Source organism: Rhizobium sophoriradicis (assembly GCF_003939025.1).
GTDB classification, from domain to species: Bacteria; Pseudomonadota; Alphaproteobacteria; order Rhizobiales; family Rhizobiaceae; genus Rhizobium; species Rhizobium sophoriradicis.
The window spans coordinates 110,123-133,211 of record NZ_RQIH01000019.1 but is presented as its reverse complement, the minus strand read 5'-3'; the positions used below and the strand labels follow the sequence as shown (position 1 = coordinate 133,211).

21 protein-coding genes are annotated in these 23,089 nt (G+C 58.3%); 10 read left to right on the top strand and 11 right to left on the bottom strand.

Annotation, left to right across the window (positions count from 1 at the left end; all coding sequences use genetic code 11):
* The 6 genes from EFR00_RS27640 to EFR00_RS27615 all read right to left on the bottom strand — a co-directional run.
* Positions 1-562: AMP-binding protein (locus tag EFR00_RS27640; protein ID WP_148102824.1), on the bottom strand; the 562-nt coding region annotated here is incomplete at its 3' end.
* A 151-nt stretch (positions 563-713) separates the two neighbouring features.
* Entirely contained in the window at positions 714-2,048 is a 1,335-nt protein-coding gene (locus EFR00_RS27635; RefSeq protein ID WP_077988851.1) for an NAD(P)/FAD-dependent oxidoreductase, read from the bottom strand.
* 188 nt (positions 2,049-2,236) lie between these two features.
* A complete protein-coding gene (locus EFR00_RS27630) occupies positions 2,237-3,115 on the bottom strand; it encodes an ABC transporter permease (RefSeq protein WP_077988936.1) in 879 nt (292 codons plus the stop codon).
* 32 nt (positions 3,116-3,147) lie between these two features.
* Positions 3,148-4,098: an ABC transporter permease gene (locus EFR00_RS27625; protein ID WP_040112436.1), complete on the bottom strand. Its 951-nt coding sequence runs from the start codon at positions 4,096-4,098 to the stop codon at positions 3,148-3,150.
* Between the two features lie 68 nt (positions 4,099-4,166).
* Complete coding sequence (locus EFR00_RS27620; protein ID WP_077988937.1) at positions 4,167-5,837, bottom strand: peptide ABC transporter substrate-binding protein; 1,671 nt, start codon at positions 5,835-5,837, stop codon at positions 4,167-4,169.
* 58 nt (positions 5,838-5,895) lie between these two features.
* Positions 5,896-7,539 carry an ABC transporter ATP-binding protein gene (locus EFR00_RS27615; protein ID WP_077988852.1) on the bottom strand — a complete coding sequence of 548 codons (1,644 nt, stop codon included), beginning with the start codon at positions 7,537-7,539 and terminating at the stop codon, positions 5,896-5,898.
* Positions 7,540-7,753: 214 nt separating this feature from the next.
* Here EFR00_RS27615 and EFR00_RS27610 point away from each other — a divergent pair, with 214 nt between their 5' ends.
* Positions 7,754-8,422, top strand: a complete 669-nt coding sequence (locus tag EFR00_RS27610) for a FadR/GntR family transcriptional regulator (protein WP_040112438.1) — start codon at positions 7,754-7,756, stop codon at positions 8,420-8,422.
* Between the two features lie 111 nt (positions 8,423-8,533).
* Here the strand turns inward: EFR00_RS27610 and EFR00_RS27605 are convergent, their stop codons facing one another.
* Positions 8,534-9,454, bottom strand: a complete 921-nt coding sequence (locus EFR00_RS27605; protein WP_183739658.1) for a LysR substrate-binding domain-containing protein — start codon at positions 9,452-9,454, stop codon at positions 8,534-8,536.
* A gap of 70 nt (positions 9,455-9,524) precedes the next feature.
* Between EFR00_RS27605 and EFR00_RS27600 the strand changes: the two genes are divergently transcribed.
* The 7 genes from EFR00_RS27600 (at position 9,525) to EFR00_RS27570 (ending at position 16,644) form a co-directional block, all read left to right on the top strand.
* Positions 9,525-10,736, top strand: a complete 1,212-nt coding sequence (locus EFR00_RS27600) for a four-carbon acid sugar kinase family protein (protein WP_077988853.1) — start codon at positions 9,525-9,527, stop codon at positions 10,734-10,736.
* Positions 10,733-11,707: a 4-hydroxythreonine-4-phosphate dehydrogenase PdxA gene (gene pdxA, locus EFR00_RS27595; RefSeq protein WP_077988854.1), complete on the top strand. Its 975-nt coding sequence runs from the start codon at positions 10,733-10,735 to the stop codon at positions 11,705-11,707. The genes EFR00_RS27600 and pdxA overlap by 4 nt, the downstream gene beginning before the upstream one ends.
* An 11-nt stretch (positions 11,708-11,718) precedes the next feature.
* Complete coding sequence (locus EFR00_RS27590) at positions 11,719-12,447, top strand: beta/alpha barrel domain-containing protein (RefSeq protein ID WP_077988855.1); 729 nt, start codon at positions 11,719-11,721, stop codon at positions 12,445-12,447.
* A gap of 75 nt (positions 12,448-12,522) precedes the next feature.
* The gene (locus tag EFR00_RS27585; RefSeq protein WP_077988856.1) at positions 12,523-13,701 is read left to right on the top strand and encodes a DSD1 family PLP-dependent enzyme; all 1,179 of its coding nucleotides are present in this window, start codon (positions 12,523-12,525) and stop codon (positions 13,699-13,701) included.
* Positions 13,701-14,144, top strand: a complete 444-nt coding sequence (locus tag EFR00_RS27580) for a RidA family protein (protein ID WP_077988857.1) — start codon at positions 13,701-13,703, stop codon at positions 14,142-14,144. The genes EFR00_RS27585 and EFR00_RS27580 overlap by 1 nt, the downstream gene beginning before the upstream one ends.
* A 5-nt stretch (positions 14,145-14,149) precedes the next feature.
* Positions 14,150-15,196 (top strand): threonine aldolase family protein, encoded by a 1,047-nt coding sequence (locus EFR00_RS27575; protein WP_077988858.1) that lies wholly within the window; start codon positions 14,150-14,152, stop codon positions 15,194-15,196.
* Between the two features lie 128 nt (positions 15,197-15,324).
* On the top strand, positions 15,325-16,644 hold the full coding sequence (locus tag EFR00_RS27570) for an NAD(P)/FAD-dependent oxidoreductase (RefSeq protein ID WP_077988859.1): 1,320 nt from the start codon (positions 15,325-15,327) through the stop codon (positions 16,642-16,644).
* A gap of 83 nt (positions 16,645-16,727) precedes the next feature.
* On the opposite strand, the gene EFR00_RS27565 is transcribed toward EFR00_RS27570, so the two are convergent.
* The 4 genes from EFR00_RS27565 to EFR00_RS27550 form a co-directional block, all read right to left on the bottom strand.
* On the bottom strand, positions 16,728-17,210 hold the full coding sequence (locus EFR00_RS27565; RefSeq protein WP_077988860.1) for an Lrp/AsnC family transcriptional regulator: 483 nt from the start codon (positions 17,208-17,210) through the stop codon (positions 16,728-16,730).
* A gap of 57 nt (positions 17,211-17,267) precedes the next feature.
* The gene (locus EFR00_RS27560; RefSeq protein WP_077988861.1) at positions 17,268-18,602 is read right to left on the bottom strand and encodes an aspartate aminotransferase family protein; all 1,335 of its coding nucleotides are present in this window, start codon (positions 18,600-18,602) and stop codon (positions 17,268-17,270) included.
* A 100-nt stretch (positions 18,603-18,702) separates the two neighbouring features.
* On the bottom strand, positions 18,703-19,800 hold the full coding sequence (locus EFR00_RS27555; protein ID WP_245345103.1) for a phosphotransferase enzyme family protein: 1,098 nt from the start codon (positions 19,798-19,800) through the stop codon (positions 18,703-18,705).
* A gap of 242 nt (positions 19,801-20,042) precedes the next feature.
* Entirely contained in the window at positions 20,043-20,711 is a 669-nt protein-coding gene (locus tag EFR00_RS27550; RefSeq protein WP_077988863.1) for a haloacid dehalogenase type II, read from the bottom strand.
* Between the two features lie 406 nt (positions 20,712-21,117).
* Here EFR00_RS27550 and EFR00_RS27545 point away from each other — a divergent pair, with 406 nt between their 5' ends.
* Both EFR00_RS27545 and EFR00_RS27540 read left to right on the top strand, forming a co-directional pair.
* Positions 21,118-22,113: an ornithine cyclodeaminase family protein gene (locus tag EFR00_RS27545; RefSeq protein WP_077988864.1), complete on the top strand. Its 996-nt coding sequence runs from the start codon at positions 21,118-21,120 to the stop codon at positions 22,111-22,113.
* A complete protein-coding gene (locus EFR00_RS27540; RefSeq protein ID WP_170961468.1) occupies positions 22,110-23,087 on the top strand; it encodes a threonine/serine dehydratase family protein in 978 nt (325 codons plus the stop codon). The genes EFR00_RS27545 and EFR00_RS27540 overlap by 4 nt, the downstream gene beginning before the upstream one ends.
* The last annotated feature ends 2 nt before the right edge of the window (positions 23,088-23,089 follow it).

The window sequence follows — 23,089 nt, the reverse complement described above, 5'->3', positions numbered from 1 at the left end:
GACCTTCGTCGCAGGTGATGACGAAAGTGGATTCACAGTCGACGATGCGTCCCGCCAGGGCCTCGGGGGAGAAGCCGCCGAAGACGACCGAATGCACCGCGCCGATGCGGGCGCAGGCGAGCATCGCATAAGCCGCTTCCGGAATCATCGGCATATAGATGGTGACGCGATCGCCCTTCTTGACGCCGTGCTTCTTCAAGACGTTCGCCATCCGGCAGACATGCTCGTAGAGCTCGTTATAGGTGATCTTCTTGTCGATATAGGGATTGTCGCCCTCCCAGATGATCGCCACCTGGTCGCCATTCGTCTTCAGATGGCGGTCGATGCAGTTATAGGAGACGTTCGTCTGGCCATCCTCGAACCACTTGATCGACACCCTGCCGGTAAAGGAGGTGTTCTTGACTTTGGTATAGGGCTTGAACCAGTCGATCCGCTTGCCGTGCTTGCCCCAGAACTTGTCCGGATCCTCGACGCTCTCCTCGTACCATTTTTCGTATCTTTCGCGGTCGATGAAGGCGCCCGCCCGAATGGCGCGAGGAACGGCATAAGCTTCGATAGCCACGGTTTAAGCTCCTTGATATTGGCTCGGGCAAGTTGATTCCGTGCGGTCAACGCGAATCCTGAAGCCCGTTCTGTCTGAATTCCATTGTCCGCTTGGGCCCGTCTACGGGCACACTGACAGTAGGACCTTGGACTGCAACCAACTTTGACCGCTACATCATTTCCGGCCGCCTGATTGCGGAACCATCAAGGAACCGGCTCAGCCTGTAGGGCGAGATGTCCGTGATCGGGGTCTCGTTCATCACGATTTCGCTGACCAGACGACCTGCCCCGGGCCCGATAGCAAAGCCGTGTCCGCTGAACCCCGCGGCAATCACGTAGCCGGGCAATCGTTCCACTCTTGAAATCACGGGAACGAGATCCGGCGACGTATCGATGAGCCCGCCCCAGGCGCGCTCGACCCCGATTCCCTTGAGCGCTGGGTATTCGCTTTCCAGGTTCCTCAATGCGAGCTTCACGAGCTCTCCGTCGGGCGCAGGATCCAGAATGCGGTTTTTTTCGAATGGCGAGATTTCATCGTTCTCCCAGCTGCTGAGAGCATCAGGTCCATTCCAGAAGCTGCTGTTCAGACGGTACTTCAGCTTTTTGCCGATCTTGCTGCGGTACATCTGATAGAATTTGAACGCGTATCGCATCCCTCGCGGCGTGATGTCGAGCGTACCACGTCCCGGCACGGCAATCGTGTAGGCGCCGTCTGTCCGACGTCGCAACACGAAGTTCGAAGCCGAAAGACATCCTGCTTGAATGATTTCGGGCGCCCGGGTCGTCTTAATTGCGGTCCCGGCGATGTTTGCGACGGGTAGCTCTATGCCATATCGATGAGAAAAGCGGGAAGCCCATGCTCCGCCAGCGCAAACAACAGTACCGGCTTTCACGAGCCCTCGCTCTGTCCACACGCCTGCCACCCGGCCGTTGACAATGTCGAGGCCCCGAACGGCGCAGTTTTGATGGAGCGATACGCCCTTTTCCTTCGCGGCCTCGGCGATGGCAGGGACAGCAAGACTGGGCTCGGCTCGCCCATCTGTCGGAGACCACACGCCTCCAACCCAGGACGACGTGCCGCCCGAAGCCCGCTCATTTGCTTCGGAAGCACTGAGGATTTGGCTATGAAATCCTTGAACGCGTGCAGCCTGGCCCCACTTTTCCCAACGAGCGACATCGGCCTCGTTTTTGGTGCAGTAAAGTATCCCGGTTCGACGAAAGCCAAGATCACGGCCTATTTCCGCGCCCAATTCCTCCCAGCGCCGCAGACTGTACATGGCTAGCGCGAGTTCATACAGGTCGCGGTTCTGCTGGCGAACCCATCCCCAATTGCGGCTCGACTGCTCGCCACCAACGATGCCTTTTTCGAGCAGGGCGACTGATACCCCTTTTCGGGCGAGCTCATAGGCCGTGCAGGTACCCACGATCCCTGCCCCGATAACGACGACGTCGACCTCGGTTGGAAAAGAGACGCTATCACTTACTTTTTGAACCTGGACCGGCATAGTCACTATTCCTCTGGCATCGTGCTCCAGTCATCGCCGACAGGAACGATAAAGCTCAACAATCAGTCATCGCGAAATACGGAACATTCCAGATACCTGGGGCGGCGATAGCCCCTCCTCTGTTCCGCCGACATTACGTACGCGTCAGTGGCAGATGTCTCTTTTGGTGGCACCCGAGATGCGGTTTCTCAACTGTGATCACCGCGAACATCAAGCGCATCGCGTAACCCGTCGCCGATGAAGTTGAAGCTTGTTACAGCGATCGTAATGGCCGCGCCCGGAATGATCGCCAGCCACGGCGCCGTCCCAAGATATTGCTGTGCGCCGTTCAGCATATTGCCCCAACTGGGCAGCGGCGGCTGAATTCCATAGCCGAGGAAGCTGATATAGGCTTCCATCAGGATCGCCCGGGCGACAGTCAGGGTGGCCGCCACGATGATCGGACCCATCGCGTTGGGAAGGATCTCGCGGAACATGATATGCGTTGCGCTCAGTCCCAGCATGCGGCCGGCAAGCACGAATTCACGCTCGCGCAGCGAGCGGACCTCCGCCTCGACAATGCGGGCAACTTCCATCCAGCTCGTCGCAGCAATGACCACGGTAATCATGATCGGGCTTGGCTTCAGCGCAGCGGCAAGAGCAAGCACGAGGAAGATGGACGGGAAGGAAAGGAAGCCATCCACGGCGCGCATCAGCACCGTGCCGACGAGGCCACCCCGATATCCCGCCACAACGCCGACAAGGGTTCCGATCAGTGTCGACAACAGCATCGCCGAGAAACCGACCAGGAGCGAAATACGGCCCGCCATGAACAACCGCGCCGCCAGGTCTCGTCCCAGCGGGTCGGTGCCCAGATAATGTCGGCCGGTCAGCGGCGGCGCGAAGCGGGCGCGCAGATCGATATAGAGTGAATCGTACGGCAACAGATGGGGGCCCACGACGCATGCCAGCGTCAGGAGAGAGATCATCACTATGCCGATGAGGGCCAGATGGTGGTTCATGAAACGGTGCGCAGTTCGGCTGTTCCACCAGCGCTCCCGGCGCGAATTTGCAGCAATGGCAGTCATGATGGCTGACTCCTGATGAGCGTTCATGGCGCTTAACTCAGACGGATGCGGGGATCTATGATGGCGACAACGATGTCGGCGGCGAGGTTGCTCACCACGACAAGGATTGCCGAGAACATCAGCAATCCCATCACCACCGGGTAGTCACTATAGCCGAGGCTGTCGAGGAACAGGCGTCCCATGCCCGGCCAGGTAAATACCGTCTCGGTGACCAAAGCACCTGTCAGGATACTGGGAAGCTGCATCCCAAGGAGCGTGATCATCGGTAGCAGTGCATTGCCGATAACATGTTTCATCAGGATGCGGCGCTCACTTAGTCCTTTGGCGCGGGCTGTCTTGATGAATTCCTGATTGATAACGTCGAGAGTAGCCGTTCGCATGTAGCGGCTCCAGATGGCGACATGCACGAGTGCGAGCACGACGCTGGGCAGAATAAGATGGTGGAGATAGTTCAGAACGGACTCGTCGCCGATCGTGTACATGTTACCGGCTGGCAGCCAGCCCAGTCTGAGCGAGAATACGTAAATGCCGATCAGGCCGAACCAGAAAGTCGGGATCGAAAGGGCCACCATCGCACCGACTGTCGCCATGTAGTCGAAAATGGAATAACGCTTTGTGGCGCCGCGAACACCGATCCACGTGCCGATAGCGATCGCGATAACCGTGGACGATCCCATCAGCAACAGCGTTGCCATGAGGTGCCGTCCAATCACCTCGAGAACTGGCGCCCCGTCGCGGAAGGAGTGGCCCCAGTCTCCTCTCAAAAGGCGCCAGGCCCAATCCAGATACTGGATCCACAGAGGACGGTTCAGGCCTAACTGCTCCGTAAGTCGGTTCAAGTCATCCTGCGTCATACTCGCATCGAGCCCAAATTGTGCCAGAGGCCCGCCGGGAATGAGGTTGAGCACCGCGAAGCCAATGACGGAAACGATCAGAAGCAGTACTAGGCTCTGAGCGAAGCGGTTAAGTAGGAAGCTACGCATTCAGCTCTCCCTGTGATAGCGCCAATAGAGGTCGCCGCCGCGGCGCGCGGCGGCGACGTGAGGTTTACTCAGCTCTTCCAGTGCCAGCCGGCGGCATGCCACGATGCCGTGCGCGTGTTTGTATTCGGTTCCCAGCCTTCAAGGCCTTCCTTTGTGCCAACCACATAGGTGGCGGCAAACAGGGGAAGAAAAGGAAGGTCCTGACGCACGATTTCCTGAATACGGAAATAGATTTCGCGACGCGCTTCCCGATCGAACGTTTGGGCACCCTTCTTGAGCAGCGCATCCACCTCCGGATTGGAATACTGGCCGACGTTCGATCCCTTTCCACCCTTCGCGGCAATCGCGCTGCTCGCAAGACGGTTGGTGGCGTCGGGGTCTGCGGCAATCAGATGCGTGACGCCCGAGATTGCCGTGTCGAACTGTGACTTTAGCCAGAATTCGCCAAACATGACGGCAGCCGGCAAATTCGAGATGGTCATCTGGACGCCAATTTCCGCGAATGTCTGCTGCAGGAACTGCTGCACCTGCTCGCGGAGATTGTTGCCTGATGTCGTCGAGTTGTTGAACGCCAGCCTTACCCCATTCTTCTCACGTATTCCGTCCGACCCCGGTACCCATCCGGCGTCGTCGAGGAGCTTACGTGCGGCGTCGAGATTGAACTCCTGCGCCGGAAGGTTCGGATTGAAGTAGTACGACTTCTTTGGCATGAAGGTTTCGGTCGTTGTGACCACGCCAAAATAGAGCGCGTCGATGATCGCCTTTCTGTCCATTGCGGCATAGAGTGCCTGGCGCACCGCCAGTTCCTTGAACTGCGGCCGCTCGAGATTGAGATAGAACGACTCGACGGAGGAACCGGGCACCAGGCTCACCACGCGGCCCGGCAGTTTGCTGGCTTCCTCGTAGTGGTCGGCCGTGATGTAGGCTTGGTCTGTGAGGTCGATGTCACCGCTCTTGAACTGGGTGTAGAGCACCGTCTGGTCAGGAATGTACTTGAATACGACCTGTTCGACATACGGGCCGTCTCCAAAATAATCCGGGTTGGCCGCCAGCTCGAGATGGTCGCCGGCGACACGCTGGCTCCACTTGAAGGCGCCGGTGCCAACGGGCGCCTGATTGAAGGCTGCTGCATTCGGATCAGCTTCCTTCTCGAGAAGATGTTTTGGCACGATGAAGGTTTCGGTGAGAAACGACAGGTAAGGAGCGAAAACCTGCTCCATGCGCCAGGTGATTTCCGTTGGGGAGACCACCTTGATATCACGCACAAGCGAATGGCCGCCTGTGCGCCAGGCGCGGAACTTCGGATTTGTGATCAGTTCAAGGGTGAACTTCACATCCTCGGCCGTAAAGGGCTTGCCATCATGCCAGCGAACATCGTCACGCAGACGGACGCGCCAATTCAGGCCATCCTCGGAGATGCCGCCGTTCTTCTGCGTGGGCACTTCTGCCGCAAGATTGGGCTGGACCTCGCCGTTGGGATCCATGCGAAATAGGGCGTCGAAGAGCGAGAAGTGTACCGCATCGTCCACTTCGATATGTGCCATCAGCGGATTGAAAACGGTCGGTTCCTGCGACAGCCCGACCACGACGCGACCCGCAGGTTTCTTGTCGGCGGCCCGAGCAATGTCAGGCTTGCCGATCAGGTTAGCAGCAGCAAAGCACGCGATGCCGCCTGCTGCCATCAGGCGCAGTGCGTCGCGCCGAGAATAGTTCGTTTTGGTTGTGGATTCTTCCGTCATTTTCATTCCCTCTCTTTTGCTCATTAGGAAGCTACTGCCAGGAGCTAATTGAACTTTCTCAAGCGTCTCTCCGTCGTTCTCCCGGGATTGCAGCCACAAGTTCACGCGTGTAGTCGGATTGCGGTTTCAGGAAGATCTGTGACGGGGGGCCGCGCTCGACGACCCGGCCCTTTTGCATCACTGCAATTTCGTCGCAGATCTGGCTGGCGACACGAAGATCATGGGTAATGAAGACCATTGATACGCCCGTCTCGCGCTGGATCTGGTCAAGCAGCTTGAGGATCTGGGCCTGGATCGACACGTCGAGTGCGGAGACAGCTTCGTCGGCAATCAGCAGCTTAGGCTTGAACATCAGCGCCCGGGCGATGCCAATGCGCTGTCGCTGACCACCCGAGAATTCGTGCGGGTAGCGGCCGAAGGCGCCCGCATCGAGACCGACGTGGGAAAGCAAAGCGCGGGCCTCTTCGCGCGCCTGTGCGTAGGGCATACCATGTGCGACGGGCCCGACGGTCAGTATCTGACCGATAGTGGAGCGCGGATTGAGCGAGGCAAAGGGGTCTTGAAAGATCATCTGAATTCGAGGGCGCAGCGGCCGGAACTCGGATTCCTTGAGCTTGACGATGTCCCTGCCCTCAAACAGGATCTGACCGCTGTCGCTGTCCTGAAGCTTGATCAGGAGCCGTCCCAACGACGATTTTCCGGAGCCGCTCTCGCCGACAATGCCAAGGGTGCGGCCTGCAGACAAGGTGAATGAGGCCTCCTGCACCGCAGGCACTATACGCTGGCTGCCGAACAGCGCGCTGCCGCTGCGATAGGTCTTGCACAATCCGTCGACCGCCAGAACCGTCTCGTCGCTAGTGTGCGACTCGAGCTTTCTGTCTTCGCCCGTGAGGTGCGGAACGGCGGCGATCAGCCGCTGGGTATAGGGGTGGCTGGGGGAATTGAGAACTTGATCGGCGGTGCCCTGTTCGACAATCCGACCTTTCTCCATAACGACGACGCTGTCGGCAATTTCAGCCACGACGCCGAAGTCGTGGGTGATGAACATGACGCTCATGTCCTTGCGGCGCTGAATGTCACGGATGAGCTTCAGGATCTGCGCCTGCGTGGTTACGTCAAGGGCTGTCGTCGGTTCGTCTGCGATCAGAACGGTCGGCTCAAGGGCGAGCGCCATCGCGATCATGACGCGCTGGCGCTGACCACCGGAAAGCCTGAAAGGATACTGGTGGTACATCAGTTCCGGATCGGGCAGGCCGACTTCGGTCAGCAATTCGAGCGCGCGGTCACGGCGCGAGGCCTTGGTGCCCACTCCATGAGCTGCCATCACTTCAGTAACCTGCTCCCCGACCGTCATCAGCGGGTTGAGCGCCGAAAGCGGATCCTGAAAGATCATGGACACGACGCGGCCGCGCAGCTGGCGCAGCTTTTTAGCCGGCGCGCCGACTATGGCCGCTCCATCGAGATTGATCGCACCGGAAGAGACTGGGATAATCTTCGGCAAGAGTCCCATGATCGTGTTCGCCGTTACCGACTTGCCCGATCCAGACTCCCCGATGATACAAAGGATCTGACCACGCTTCAGGTCGAACGAGACGTTTTCGACGGCATGAGCCCTCTCCATGCCCTTCGGCAGGTCGACTGTCAGAGCACGGACCGAAAGCGCTGCGTCGTCTGCTGTAACAGCTTCAGTCGTAACGGCCATCGATATATCTCCCTTGTTACGCAGCTTCTTGATTGAGGTTCTTGTCGCGGCCCACGCGTGCCGCTCATACCTCTCGAGCGGTGCACAGCTGGTCCCAGGCTTCAGCGCCATTCGCTACCAATCTGCGTTGGTTCTGCGATTAATATAAGATTGGTCTTGCCATTGGTGTCAATATAGATCAAATTGGTTTCGCGAAATATTTATCGGAGGGCACATGAGCGTGGTGCTGAAGGATTTCATTGAAGCGGAAGGTTTGGAGCCAGGGGATCGACTACCTCCTGAGCGTGACTTGGCGCTGAAACTCGGGCTGCCGCGTACCGCCCTCAGAAGGATGCTCAGTTCGCTAGAGAAGGAAGGCCGCCTCATCAGGCATGTTGGCAGAGGGACCTTTATCGCCGGAAGCGGCGTAAGTTCCAGCGCCCTCCGCCGCCCGGCAATCAGTGAGGGAGACACATTGCGCACCTATCCGGCGGAAGTCTTTGAGGCGAGGCTGATCATCGAGCCGAAGATCGCGGCGTTGGCAGCGTTGCGCGCCACCAGACAGGAAGTCGAAGAAATGCAGAAATCAATCGCCCGAGGCAGCGCATCGGAATCTCTGGGCGAATTCGAGAAATGGGATGCCGTCTTTCACCGCATCATAGTCCAAGCTGCCCGTAATGGTCTTCTTGCCTCCCTCTATGAAGGCATTCACGCAGTGCGAGCGGGAAACCTGTGGGGAAAAATGAAAGAACAATCGCTGACCGCTGAGCGCATGACGGCCTATATCGTCAGCCATCAGGCGATCCTCGACGCAATAAAGGATCGTGACAGTAGAGAGGCCGAGCGAAACATGTACGACCACATCATTGACGCCAGAAGCAACATACTCGGTCCGAGTATATGAGGCTTTGGTCTGAGCAATTGGTATCGAGGTTGTCGCGTGTCCACCGTCTCGGCCTGCGATCCTCGCCATGTCGCCCATCCAGCCGACAATCTACGTAACCGAGCACCGGCCTCAGGGTGTTGCTAAGGGACCAAACTGTCGTCGAAGCCAGGAGAGAAAGTTTCGTTTCCTTGAATCGTCTTCGAAAGGAAGACGGCTCAATAAGATGTAGTTGTAGCCGTTGCTGGAGAACCCCCGCGGCGCTACCAACTGCCCGCTTTCCACGGCGTCGGCGACCAGCGGCTCTGGACCGATCGCGGCGCCTAGCCCAGCGATTGCCGCTTCGATGCTCAGATAAAAGTGTTCGAACATCTGGCTGCTGGGTGGATTCGGATCTTCGATCTGGTTGTCCGCGATATATCGTGTCCAGGCATCTCGACGCGTAGCCGAATGAATGCGAGGTAGGGAGAGGATGTCATTGCCGCCAGATGCCAATAGGCCTGGCGCGCATATGGGGCCGACACGTTCTTCGACCACCGTTTCCATAAACAGGTCCGGCGACCAGCTAAAATCGTTTCTCCGGAGCGCCAGATCAATATGACTCCGGTCGAAGCTTACAGGTCCGCCAGCGGCCAATACATGAACTTCAATGTCCGGATGAAGTGCATTAAATTGCGGCAGGCGCGGGATTAGCCATCGCTGCGTGAATGTCGGTTCACATGAGAGAACCAGCGGTGCCGAACCGCCACCTTTGATCTCTTCGCAACAGTCGCTGATCTGGCGAAACACCTCACTCATCGTAACAAGCAGACGCCGACCTGGGTCGGTTAGGAAAACGGCCCTGTTTCTTCGCTCAAAAAGGGCCACTCCCAGGTCTTCCTCAAGCAAGCGGATTTGCTTGCTGACGGCGCTGTGCGTGACGAACAATTCGTCGCCGGCACGCCCGAAATTCAAATGTCGTGCAGCTGATTCAAAGACTCTGAGCGCGGATAAAGACGGAAATCGTGCGGCCATATCTGTGAGATAAAGTGAAGAATTTCGGTCAGAATTCATCATTTTTTCGGCAAAGGCAATAGCGTTAATATCCTCGTCGTTACATTAGAAAACCGACAGGACCACGATTTTGAAGGTAGGAATCCTAGCCGATGATTTGACGAGTGCAACCGATGGCGCCGGCCCATTCGTGAGCATGGGGCACAGATGCCTTGTCTTCACAGACTACCGGCGATGGTCGCCTGAAGAAGTCGCGATCGTCTCCGTCAACAAGGCAAGTCGCACCGCTTCCGCTGAGGGCGCTTTCGATCGGGCGACGCAGGCGGCAAAAAGCCTGGCAACCGCGGATATCCTTTACAACACCGTTGATTCCACCATCCGCGGCCACGTTGGAGCTGAGATAACAGCCGCGCTCGCGGCTTCCGGTCGGGCAATTGCAATCGTCGCTCCGGCTTTCCCCGCAGGTGGACGAACCACTGAAGGCGGGCGGCAGCTTCTTCGTGGCGTGCCGTTGGAGCAAACCGAATTTGTCAAAGACCCGCTACATCCCATAACGGACTCCCATCTTCGCGCCTTGTTTCGAGACATTCCGGAGGCAGAAGTGCGCTATCTCACGCTTGCGGACGTGCGGGCATTGAGATCCGGTGAGCTTGTCGCCGATGGCAGAAAGTTGCTGATCGCCGATGCGACTGTGCAAGAAGACTTGGCCCTGCTGGTGAACTCGGCGGCCGATCCGAAGTCGGTCCTTTGGTGTGGATCTCCGGGCCTGGCAATCGCGCTGGCGGATTATGTGGGCCGGGCTGGTGAAATCGCAGGGCCTACGGCCACAGGGTCTCTTAATCTCTTTGTCATCGGTAGCATCAATCCGCAGAGCCGCGAGCAATGTTCAAGACTGATAAGCACCGGCAACGTCCGGCAGATCATTATCGACTCGGAGGCAGCGTCTCGCTCTCCCGCTCTCGCCGCCGAACGCGCCGCTGCGGAGTACAACCGATTTGGAGCTGGCGGAGATATTATTCTAACCACCTCCGGAGGGAGTGCGTCGGCCAATCCTCGGTCCATCGCAACCGCTCTTGGCCAGGCTGTGCGGGCAGTTATGGGGAGTCATCCCGTGACCGGGCTTTTCCTCACGGGCGGTGACACTGCCGAATCCGTGTTGAGCGAACTTGCGTTCAATTCCCTCGAACTCCTGAGCGAGGTCGAGCCTGGAATTCCGGTCGGCCGCACCACGGGGCCGCATCCCATTCACATTATCACAAAGGCGGGCGGCTTCGGTTCGCCGCATATCCTGCTGAAATCAGCCGAACTGCTTCGGGGCCTCTGGCTTGGAGATAAGAAATGAAGAAGCCTATTGGAATCACCATGGGCGATCCCTGCGGGATTGGCCCGGAAATTATCGCCCGTGTTTTCGCGGACGGGCTGCCGGAACAAGCGGTGGTGATCGGTGACACCAAAGTAATGGAGCGCGCGGTCCGCGTCCTCAATCTTCCCCTGCAGGTGCAGCCTATCGCGTCAGTCGATAACGTTCTGCCAGACAGCGGACTCATAGCCGTTCTCAACGTCTCGGATTTGCCGGATGATTTGCCCATCGGTCAGGTGGACGCTCGTGCCGGGCGTGCCAGCTACGATTATGTCGTACGGGCGATCGACGAAGCGGTGGCGGGAAACATCGGAGCAATCGTCACCGCTCCGATCAACAAGGAAGCGATGAAGCTGGGCGGGCTCAATTATCCCGGCCATACGGAAATCCTTGCTGAGCGGACGGGGACCGACAAGTTCGCGATGATGCTCGCGAATGACGAGCTGCGCGTCATTCTGGTCACGATCCACGTATCATTACGCGATGCCATCGACCTCGTGACAGAGAATTCGGTTTTCCGAACGATCGAATTGGCACACTGGGCAGGCAAGGCTTATGGGATTGCGGCGCCACGCGTTGCGGTGGCCGGCCTCAATCCCCATGCTGGTGAAAACGGTATGTTCGGACGCGAAGATCTCGACATCATCGCGCCGGCAATCAGCCGGGCTCAGGAAGTCGGAATAAACGCGTCCGGTCCCTGGCCCGGAGACACGATTTTCATGCGGGCTCGCAGGGGCGAGTTCGATATCGTCGTCGCGCAATATCACGACCAGGGCCTCATCCCGGTCAAGTATCTCGGTATCGACAACGGCGTCAACGTCACCATCGGTTTGCCTTTCATCCGTACCAGCGTCGATCACGGTACGGCATTCGACATCGCCGGCCAGGGTAAGGCCGATCATTCCTCTCTTCGCTACGCCTTCGATCAGGCGCTGCTTCTCAACGCAATCTAGGAGCGCTTTCGATGCCTCGAACTTCTCCCAACTTCATTTTCATGCTGACCAATCAGGATCGCACCGTTGCCGACGCAGCTGAGCGCCTCAAGGATGTGCTTGCCGCCGGCATCACGCATGTGGGGTTCAAGGATATTGGCCTGCCGTTCGATAAACTCCTGGGCCTTGCTTCGGCAATCAAAGCGGCAGGTGCCACACTTTGTCTTGAAGTGGTCAGTCTTGACGAGGAGAGCGAGCGACGATCGGCGCAGGCCGCGGTCGACCTCGGCGTCGACATTTTGATGGGTGGAACCCGACCGAACATCGTTCTGCCGGTCATAGCCCGCAGGAACATCCGCTACTATCCCTTCCCCGGCAAGATTGTTGGCCATCCGAGCAAGCTGGAAGGAACGATCGAAACGATCGTGGAAAGTGCTCGTCAACTGGCGGCAATCGACGGTGTGAGCGGTCTTGATCTGCTCGCTTACCGCTTCGATGGCGATGTCGAAGAGCTGATGACGCGCGTGTGCGAAGAAGTGGAGAAACCTGTGGTGGTTGCCGGATCGATCGACAGCCCTGAACGGATGGCGGCCGTGGTGCGATCCGGAGCTGCAGGATTTACCATCGGAACAGCGGCTTTCAACGGCGCTTTTTCCGGCAGTTCGAATCTGCGGTTTGAGATCGAGACGGAGATCAACGTGCTCGGACGGATTCAGGCTGACTCGGGCAGTGCGGCAGCCTCCGCATTAAGAACCGACTAAATCCAACCTTCATCGAACATTAATTGCGATCTTTACGATTTGGCGACAAGATGAATCTCAGGTTTGGAGACCAACATGGATTCAGCGACGTTTGACCCCACCACTCCTTTGGCGACCGCGACCACTCTTGAGGCGCTGGAAACGCCCTGCCTGGTTCTCGATGCGGACCGGATGGATCGAAACATCACACGGCTGAGGAGCCGTCTGGATAGTCTGGGCGTGTCGCTGCGACCGCATCTGAAGACGGCGAAGTCGATCGACGTGGCTCGGCGGCTCATGAGCGCGCCAGAGGGGCCGGCGACCGTCTCCACCCTGAAGGAAGCCGAGCAGTTCGCGGCCGATGGCGTTCGCGACATGATCTATGCGGTCGGCATCGCTCCTGCAAAGCTCGCGCGCGTCACCGAACTGCGCGCCATGGGCGTCGATCTCGTCGTCATACTGGATACTGTCGAACAGGCAAAGGCAGTTGCTGAGGCTTCCACTGACGCCGGAATACGCATTCCGGCCATGATAGAGATTGATTGCGATGGCCACCGCTCGGGAGTTGTGCCCGCCAATTACGCCCAGTTGCTGGAGATCGGGCAGACGCTGACGGAAGGTGCGGAGCTGCGTGGCGTCATGACACATGCCGGCGACAGCTACAAGGGTGGAGGCGCGGAGGCGCAGCATCGCTATGCGGAAGCGGAAAGATCTGCCGTAGTTGAAGCCGCGCAGCTTTTGCGCAGTGCGGGCCTGCCGTGCCCGGTTGTCAGCGTTGGTTCGACGCCGACGGCTCATCACGCGAAAGATCTTACAGGAGTGACTGAGGTTCGCGCAGGCGTATTCGTGTTCTTCGACCTGGTGATGGCAGGAATCGGAGTCTGCCAGGTCGACGATATTGGGCTCAGCGTTCTCGCAACAGTGATCGGTCACCAGCGCGAGAAGGGCTGGATCATAACCGACTCGGGATGGATGTCGCTATCGCGCGATCGTGGCACGAGCAAGCAAGCCGTCGACCAGGGATATGGCCTCGTCTGTGACATCCAAGGCAACACCTATCGTGACATCATCGTTGCCGATGCGAACCAGGAGCATGGCATTATCGCCGCGCGGCCCGGATCGGACGCTCGTCTGCCCGATCTGAGGGTCGGAGACCGGGTGCGGATCCTGCCGAACCATGCCTGCGCGACGGCGGCGCAGCACGAAGCCTATCATGTTGTCCGAGGTCAATCGCACGCCGTTGAGGCCTGCTGGCCACGGTTCGGAGGTTGGTGATGTCCCACGTCGTAACTGTAAGTACCGATCGTGCGCCCGGCCCTGCTGGTCATTATGTCCAGGCGAAGCTGGCGGGCCAGCATCTCTATATCTCAGGGCAGCTCCCAATCCGACCGGATGGAGCGCCGCTTCCCGACGACAAATTCGCGACGCAGGCGGGCCAGGCCATCGAAAACATGCTGGCAGTTCTGGAAGCCGCAGGCGGAACTCCGAGCGATCTCGTCAGGGTAACGGCCTATATCGTCGGGGTTATCAATTGGCCAGGCTTCAACCAGATCTATGCAGCGCGACTTGGGGAGGCGCGCCCAGCGCGCACCGTCGTGCCCGTGCCCGAACTCCACTACGGCTATCTGGTGGAAGTCGATGCCATCGCCGTGATCGCGAAAGAACCAGCTGCCGCGCAAGCAACAAAACCCGTCGATATGACGGTGAATGAAAGTTAGAAGCGATGATATTTTCATCCGACAACTGGTCCGGCGCCCATCCCGCGATTGGCGAGAGCCTGATGGCGCATGCCGCCGGCTATGCGTCGGGGTACGGTACCAGCGACCTCGACCGAAAGGTGAAACAGAAGTTCGCGGAGATTTTCGAAAGGAATGTCGCCGTCTTTTTCGTCGGCACCGGAACGGCCGCCAACTCGCTGGCGCTTGCGACAGCCAACCGTGCAGGCGGTGTCGCCTTCTGCCATCGCGAGGCTCACGTCATTGCCGACGAATGTGGCGCGCCGGGGTTCTTTTCGCATGGCGCCCGCCTCAAGCCGGTCGACGGACCGAGAGGCAAGATGGTGGCCGCTCGCCTCGACGCCGAGATTCGGCGCTTCCCACTCGACAATGTCCAGGGCGGTCAGCCGACGGTAGTATCGCTGACGCAGGCGACGGAAAGCGGCACGGTCTATTCGCTCGCGGAAATCGACGCGATCGCCGCCGTTTCCAAGGCGCACAGTCTGCCGCTGCATATGGATGGTGCCCGCTTCGCCAATGCGCTTATCAGCTTGGATACAACGCCTGCCGAAATGACCTGGAAGCGAGGCGTTGACCTCGTCTCCTTCGGCGGCACAAAGAACGGCTGCTGGTGCGCCGAAGCGCTGGTGCTCTTCGATCTCTCGAAGGCGCAGGAAATGCACTTCATGCGAAAGCGCGCCGGCCAACTCTTTTCGAAATCGCGCTTCGTTTCGGCGCAATTCGACGCCTACTTTGCCGGCGATCTCTGGCTGGACCTCGCCCGCCACGCCAATGCCATGGCTGCGCGACTTGCCGAGGGCATCACCGCCTCCAAGACGAGCCGCCTGGCTTGGCAGGCCGACACCAACGAAGTCTTCCCGATCCTAAAGAAGGATGTCGCGGCGAAACTCCGCCAACGGGGTGCAATCTTCTACGACTGGCCCGTTCCGCAGGACCTCGTCGGAAGCTTCGCGCCGGATGAAGGTCTCCATCGCCTGGTAACCAGTTTTGCAACGCGGGCCGACGATGTCGATCTTTTCGTGTCGGCTTGCTGAACAACGGCTCGTGAGGGGCGGAGCGGGTCCCGATTTCTGAGCTTCAATCAGATCAACCTGTCCTTGCAGGGTCCTCACATGGGAGAGGCTCTCGGCCGAAAGGGCAATAGTCCAAATGAGGTCTCTCGATGTCACCACTGCTCAAACGCATACAGAGCGATCATCTTCCCGCAAAGGCGGATGTCGTCGTCATCGGCGGCGGCATTATTGGCGCGTCGGCGGCATTCTTTCTCGCAGAGCGGGGACTCTCCGTAGCATTGCTGGAAAAGGGTTATGTCGGCGGTGAACAGTCCAGCCGAAACTGGGGCTGGTGCCGCCGACAGAACCGGGACGAGCGCGAATTGCCGCTCTCGGGCGTTTCCATGCAGGCGTGGGACCAGTTTGCCGCCAAGATCGGCGAGGACGTCGGCTTCCGCCGATGCGGTCTGTTCTACGCGACGGACAATCCCCAGCAGCTGGCGGAATGGGAGCAATGGCTTGCAATCGCCCGGCAATTCGACGTCAACACGAAGATGCTGACTGCCCGAGAAGCGCATGACAGAATTCCGGCGCAAGGCCGCCGTTGGCTCGGCGGCGTCCATTCAGTCGATGATGGCAAAGGCGAACCGGCCATTGCCGCGCCGACGATCGCGAACGGCGCCCGCAAATTTGGTGCGACTATCCACCAGGAATGCGCTGCAAGAGGCCTCGACATCGTCAACGATGCAGTAGTCGGGGTCATCACCGAGAAAGGCATCATCAGATCGCAGGCCGTTCTGAACGCCGGCGGTGCGTGGACCTCCTTGTTCTGCCGCCAGTACGGCGTGCAGTTCCCACAGGCAAGCGTGCGCCAGACTGCAATTCGGACGCGCCCCACAACCAATCTCGGCGAGGCAATCTATACGCCAGAGTGTTCACTGACCCGGAGGTTGGATGGCAGTTACACGCTTGCTATTAGCGGCAGGGCGACCTTGGATATCACGCCGCAAGGCATTCGCTATGCGCGCTGGTTCATGCCGATGTTTCTGAAGCGGCTGCAAGCGGTCCAGATCGGCGTCGGCAGATCCATGTTCTATGGACCCGAAGCCCTGGTGAGCTGGAACAAGGATACTATTTCGCCTTTCGAGCGGATCCGGGTTCTCGACCCAAAGCCGAGTCGCCGGACCATTGCGTCTATTCTAAAAGGCGTCACCGAGCAGTTCCCGGCGCTTAAAGGTATCGAAATCGCCGACAGTTGGGGCGCCTATGTGGATTGCACGCCGGACGCGGTGCCAGTCATCTCGGCGTCCGATCACGTCAAGGGCCTTTATTTGGCGGCTGGCGGCTCCGGCCATGGCTTCGGCATTGGCCCTGGCATTGGTCGCTTGGCCGCTGACCTTGTTGCTAACGATAAACCCTGCGTCGATCCGACGCCTTTCCGACTGTCGCGCTTCTTTGACGGCTCCAGAGTCGAGGTGGGCGGTCTCTGATTGTGCTGGAAGGCCGCAGGTTCGGACCACGAACTTCCCAGGACCTGTCCGGCTCTTGTAACCGGAGACCGGCGAGGAGTTCATCAGAGCCTCTGGCTGAATAGCTTCGTCAGCGGCATGTGCGCCTTGCGGATCGGCGATTTCAGCACGACGTAGGTGAAATACTTGTCAATGCCGACGTCCAACTCGATCAGTTGCTCCATGATCTCCTGATATTCGCCGACCCCGGTAGTCACGAATTTCAGGAGATAGTCGTAACCGCCCGAGATCACATAGCACTCGATGAGTTGCTCGATTTTCTCGATAGCGGCGATGAAGCGAGCAAAGTCGGTCTGCCGGTGGTTCTTCAGCGTCACCTCGGTGAAGACCGTTACTGTCTGTCCCAACTTGGCGACATTGACCTGAGCCGTATAGCCCTCGATATACCCCTCCGTCTGCAGCCTCTTCATGCGCATCAGGCACGGGCTCGGCGAAAGATTCACCACCTCCGAGAGCTCCACGTTTGTCATTCGCCCATTCTGCTGCAGCACGTTCAGTATCTTGATGTCGATCCGATCGAGTTTCATGGACTTAGCTTTCGCTGATGAAAGTAGCGAGCCTATTCGACGATGCGCGCCACTATGTTACACCTGTGCAACAGCCTTCTTGAGCGCGCATTCGATGCTTTCGAGGAAGCGATCCACATGCTCCGACTGGCAAATCAATGGGGGCCGCACTTTCAACGTATCCTCGTTGGCGCCGGTCGTGCTGATAAGCACGCCATCGTCCCGCATCAAGTTTACGATCTCCAATGCCATAGCGCGCCGGCTGGCCCCGCCCATTCCATCCAACCCGATGTCGATGCCGCAGAACAGCCCGGCATTTCGAATGCCGCGGATACCATCGTGCAGCTTGGCAAGATGCTCCAACCCCACCTTGAGGCGCTCGCCCATGGCATGCGCATGCTCGAGCATTCGATCTCTATGCAGAATGGCCAGGACCGCGTCAGCTGCCGCGATCCCGACTGTATTGCCGCCGAAGGTGTTGGAGTACCGAGCAGTAGCGCCAAAGCGATCCATTGGCGCCTTGCGGCCAACGACCGCGCCTATGGGAAATCCATTGCCCATTGGCTTGCCGAGAGTGACGAGATCCGGGACAACCTGGTGCCGTTCGAAACCCCACATGTGTGTGCCTGTCCGTCCAAATCCCGGCTGAACTTCATCGGCAATGATAAGGCCACCCGCCTCGCGCACCGCCTTGACTCCGTCGGCGATGAAACCCGGCGGGTCCACCCAAACGCCGTCGCTCGAGAAAATGCTGTCGAAAAGCAGCGCCGCAATGCCAATGCCTCGCCGGTTCAGGTCGGCGATAGCGGAGCGAACCTGTTGTTCAAAGAATGCCGCGGCTTGCTCCTCGGGTATGCCCGCAGGGCCGTGTAGCGACACCATGCGAACGGCGGGACTGAGATTGACGGCGTCGCCCAGATTGGGTGATACCATCGCCGTCGCTGCGCTTGTGCCATGATAGGCATGAGAAGAGACGATCACACCTTCCCGACCACTGGTCAGCCGGGCAATCCGCAGCGCCAGATCGTTGGATTCACTACCTGTGCAGGTAAAGACAACGCGGTTCAGTTCTTCGGGGAAAGTGGCCACGAGCCGTTCGGCATAGTCGACAAGCCGCGGTTCAAGATAGCGGGTATTTGCGCTGATCCGGCTGGCTTGTTCCGCCATGGCAGCATTGATCTCTGGATTGCAATGCCCGAGAGAGGGCACATTGTTATAGAAATCCAGATAGCGACGTCCGTCGGGGTCGTAGAGCCACATGCCTTCGCCGCGCACGAAATGTACCGGCCGGCGATATTGGAGCCTGTAGGAAGCTCCCAATACGCTGTAGCGCCGGGCGATCAGTTCAGATTCGCGGGGGGGAATTGTGGCTTCCCCGGGGGTAAAGCGGTTGGGCATGAGATCTGTTGACATGTCTTTGATCCTGCTTGAGTTTCCATTCGCGAGAAGATCGCGGGGGACCGTGCCGATGACCAATGTGAGGGCAATGCGCGTGTAGGGATACGGGTACGGGTTACGGCAACGCGCGCCTCACCGCCCTCTCGCCATCCCCGGGGCATAATGCCGACAGGATGGACAGCCCGTGTTCGGCTCGGCCCACGTTCTTCTTGATATATGCTGCTTCGGCCGGGAAGAGGTTTGCTCGCCAGTAGTTGATTAGGATAAGGGCGCTTTGGCGCGCCCTTATCAGTCCGACGAGCAGTTTTGCTTCGAGAGGGCGGAGCGGAATCACCGAGGCATAGCCAGCGATCAGATGTTCCGCGCCGCCCAGAGCCAGAGACGGGTCCGTCACGAAGTGGCTTGCCGCAATCGCCAGATCCTGAATCCGTGGCCCCCAGCAGCCGTCGCCGAAATCAATGAAGGCGATACCACCATCGGTCAGGAGTGTATTGAAGGGGCTAGGGTCATTGTGCGTGACCTGCCAGGCTACATCGCTTAGTTGCGGCTCGATCAACTCGACATAGTTGTTCATGGCAAGACGCACGGATGCCGCAACTGGTCCCGATGGCAGATGCTCCTCCAGTTCCATCAGGTTTGACCAGCATCCTACGTGCCAAAGAACCGGGCGGTGCATGGCGGAGAGGTTCAGTGGCTCGAGAGCCAAACTGAGCCTGCCGAGCGCCCGGCCGACCCGGTAGAGGATTTCCGGAGTAGGGTTCGCCTGATGCAGCGGTGCCCCTGAAAGTCGCGTCTGAAGGTAGCCACAAATCTCATGCTCTTCGAACATCAGCATAGCGTCACCGGTGCGCACAATCCGAGGTGCTGCGAAACCGAAAGCGCCTTCCAGCCCGGCGAGGGCTTCAACCTGGAAGCGGAAACTGTCTCTTCCTTCGGGCCGTGCCGAAGTTTTGAGGATTAACTGATCGCCGTTCAGCAGGGTGACCTCCGTGGTACACTCGACCTCAGAGGATAGAACTCTCATCGCTCCCTTCAGGCCGTAGTGGCGCAGTAGCAACTCACCCGACAGCTGGGCTTCTGCTGGGCTCGGCTTTGTCGCCAGAATAGCGGCAGCGGCCCCAAAATATGCTTTGGTGAACGGCTCGCGGACTGACTGTTTCCCGCCGGGATGACGGGCGTTGTCGTCTGAAACCGGATCGCTACAATCATTCACGACTGAGATCCTCGCACTGTTGGAGTCGACGGCATGCGCATCGGCAAGCGACCGTCGGAATGGCATCGCGGCCGCCGCGCCCGACCCTGAAAAGCGTCGGGCGTTTATGACTGAGGGCAATACCCGGTTTCCCGCCTTCGGACTGTCGCTCGGGCCCGGGCTCTTAAAGTCTCCTCGCCGGCGTCGCCATCCATGATTGCGCCGCCGGACACTGAGAAATATTCAGACGTACTAAGGGTTCCTCAGAGCCCGACAACGCCCGGCAAATCCGAGATCCCGGAGATTTCTGTATAGCCGTAATAGGGATTGGCCGGCTCGTGACCGCGATTGACCCAAACCTTGTTCTTGATCCCGAGGTCATGTGCGGACATCAGATCGTAACGGAACGAGGAAGAGCAATGCAGTATCTCCTCCGGACCGCAACCTAGCATATCGAGCATATATTCGAAGGCGCGGAAGTGTGGCTTATAGGCGCCGGCGTCTTCGGCCGTGTAAACGGCGTGGAACGGCGCGCCGAGCTTCTCGACGTTGGACATGATCTGCGAGTTCATCGCATTTGACAGAATGACCAGGGGAATTTCCTTGGCGACCTTGGCAAGACCCGCCGGAACGTCGGGATGCGGCCCCCAGGTGGGGACCCGTTCGTAAACCATCAGCGCGTCTTCATCCTTGAACTCGATGGCGTTGCGTTTGCAGGTCCTTGCCAATGCGTTATGGACGACCTCCGCATAGGGTTTCCAGTCGGCCATGACTTCATCAAGCCGGTATGCAGAGAAGTCGGCGATGAACTGCAGCATTTTCTGCTCGCTCATGCGCTCGGAATAGAGATCGCGTGCCGCCTCCGCCATCTGAAAGTTGATAAGCGTACCATGGCAGTCGAAGGTGATGTATTTCGGGCGGAAAGGAGTCATGTGCTTCGTCCTTGCTTTGCGGGGAGTTGTTCAAGTCATGATCAATCATAGCCCGGCGGGCGCTTTTGAATTACCCGGACATGTCGGATCATCAGCAGAAAATGCTGGAGGGCGACGTCATTTGCCCTTGTGATTGCGGGTCGAGAGTGATCCGCGATCGCTTCAGGCATCGACTGACACCAATTAGCCAACCGGTCTCTGTGGAAACAACCGGGGACTTGCTCGGCAAAATCTCCGGAACGGTGGGCGTCGAAACTCTCTGCCAAACCCTCCCGCGAAAACAAAACAATCTGCTCAAAGCCCCCTGGATTGCGGCCAATAGACCCACCGCTCACCTATTATAGTGATTGGAGTTCAGCTCCTGCTGCACCGATGCACCCGATGAATTGAAATGGAGGGATCACGCATGAGAACGCTGCTGCTCAAGAAGGACGAAGTCAGAAGGCTCGTCAGCAAGACGGACGTCATCGGCGCGGTCGAAGAGGCTTACAAGGCATACAGCAGTGGGCAGGTGGAGCAACCTCCTTATCTCGGAATACATCTCCCCTCTCGCCGTGGGGAAATCGACTTCAAGCTTGGCTACTATAGCGTCAACGAAATTATCTCCATGAAAGCGCACTCCGGAGGGTTCAAGAACAACCCCGCAGAACATGGCGTGCCCAACAGCATGGGCACGATTCTCCTGTTTGATGCCAGGAGCTGCGCATTGATTTGCATCATGGATGGAAGCTTGATCACTGGCATCAGAACGGGGGCTGCGGGGGCCGTCTCCGTCAAAGCATTGGCGAGAAAGAACGCCAAGACAATCGCATCGATCGGCACCGGCAATCAGGCAAGGATGCAAATCCGGGCGATCAACGAGATCATGAAGATCGAAAAGATCCACGCCTGGGACAGCACCCCGGAAACGGGTTGCAAGTACAAGGCTGACATCGAGCGTGAACTGGGTATTCCCGTCATCGTCGCGAGCTCTAAGAAGGAGGCGGTCGAGCAGGCCGACATCCTGGTTACGACGACACGTGGGACGGGGTCACTGGTGGAAGCGGATTGGGTGAAGCCCGGCACACACATTGTCGCAATCGGCACAGATCAACGCGGCAAACAGGAGCTGGATCCGGAGCTTTTCAGGAACGCGAAAATTATCGTCGATTCCTTCTCACAATGTACGGAGAAGGGCGAGACTTGGCACCCTCTGAACAAAAACATCATCGCAAAAGACGACATCCATGGCGAAATCGGCGAGGTATTGCTGGGAAGTAAGCCGGGACGAGAAAGTGACGATGAAATCACCATCTTCGATTCCACAGGGATGGCCATACAAGACAATACGACCGCCAGCAAAATCTATCAGAACGCCATAGCCAATAACGTCGGCACTTTCTTCCAGTTTTTTGAGGAATGACCATGCGCAACTATCCAACCATTCAGGACATCCGCGAAGCTCAGCAACGACTAAAGCCGCATGTCAGGCACACGCCGCTGTTGCGTGCCGACAAAATCGAGAAAGCGGCTGGTTGTCAGCTCTACCTCAAGCCGGAAACCCTGCAGATCACGGGCGCATTCAAGATCCGCGGCGCCCTGAACAAGGCTCTCTCGCTCCCCCGAGAGGAGATCGCAAACGGCATCATTGCGACCTCGTCGGGCAACCACGCCCAGGCGCTTGCTTACGCAGCCAAGATGCTCGGCGTAAAAGTGATTTTGGTGCTGCCGGTCACCACACCCAAAATCAAGATCGCCAATACGGAAGCCCTTGGCGCCGAAGTCATTCTTTTTGATGGTGATAATGCCGCTAGATGGAGAAGAGTCTACGAGATCGCCGAAGGAAACAATTATGCGGTCATTCACGGCTTCGAGGACCCCGTCGTAATGGCTGGTCAGGGAACGATCGGGTGTGAGATCCTCGAAGACTTGGAAGATGTGGACACGGTTATCGTACCCGTGGGCGGTGGAGGGCTGATCTCGGGGATCGCCACTGCGATAAAAGAAACCAAGCCATCGGTGCGCGTTATCGGGGCAGAGCCTGCCTTGACACCGAAGTATTTTCACAGCCGGATAAACAAGGAGCGCACATCGCTTCCGTTAAAGAACACGATCGCGGATGGTTTGAGGTTGAGTGTTCCGGGTCAAAATCCTTACCCGATTATCGAAAAGTATGTCGACGAGATTGTTCTTGTTGAAGACGAGCACATCATTGCCGGAATGCGTGCTCTTGCCAAGGATGCGAAATTGATCGCTGAACCCGCCGCCTCCATAGGAATAGGAGCACTGTTAGCGGGCAGCTTAGACGTAAAGCCTGATGAGAAAGTATGTGCGGTTTTGTCTGGCGGAAATTGGGATCTATCCGACCTTGCCGAGATTTACAATGTGGCGCCGTGATC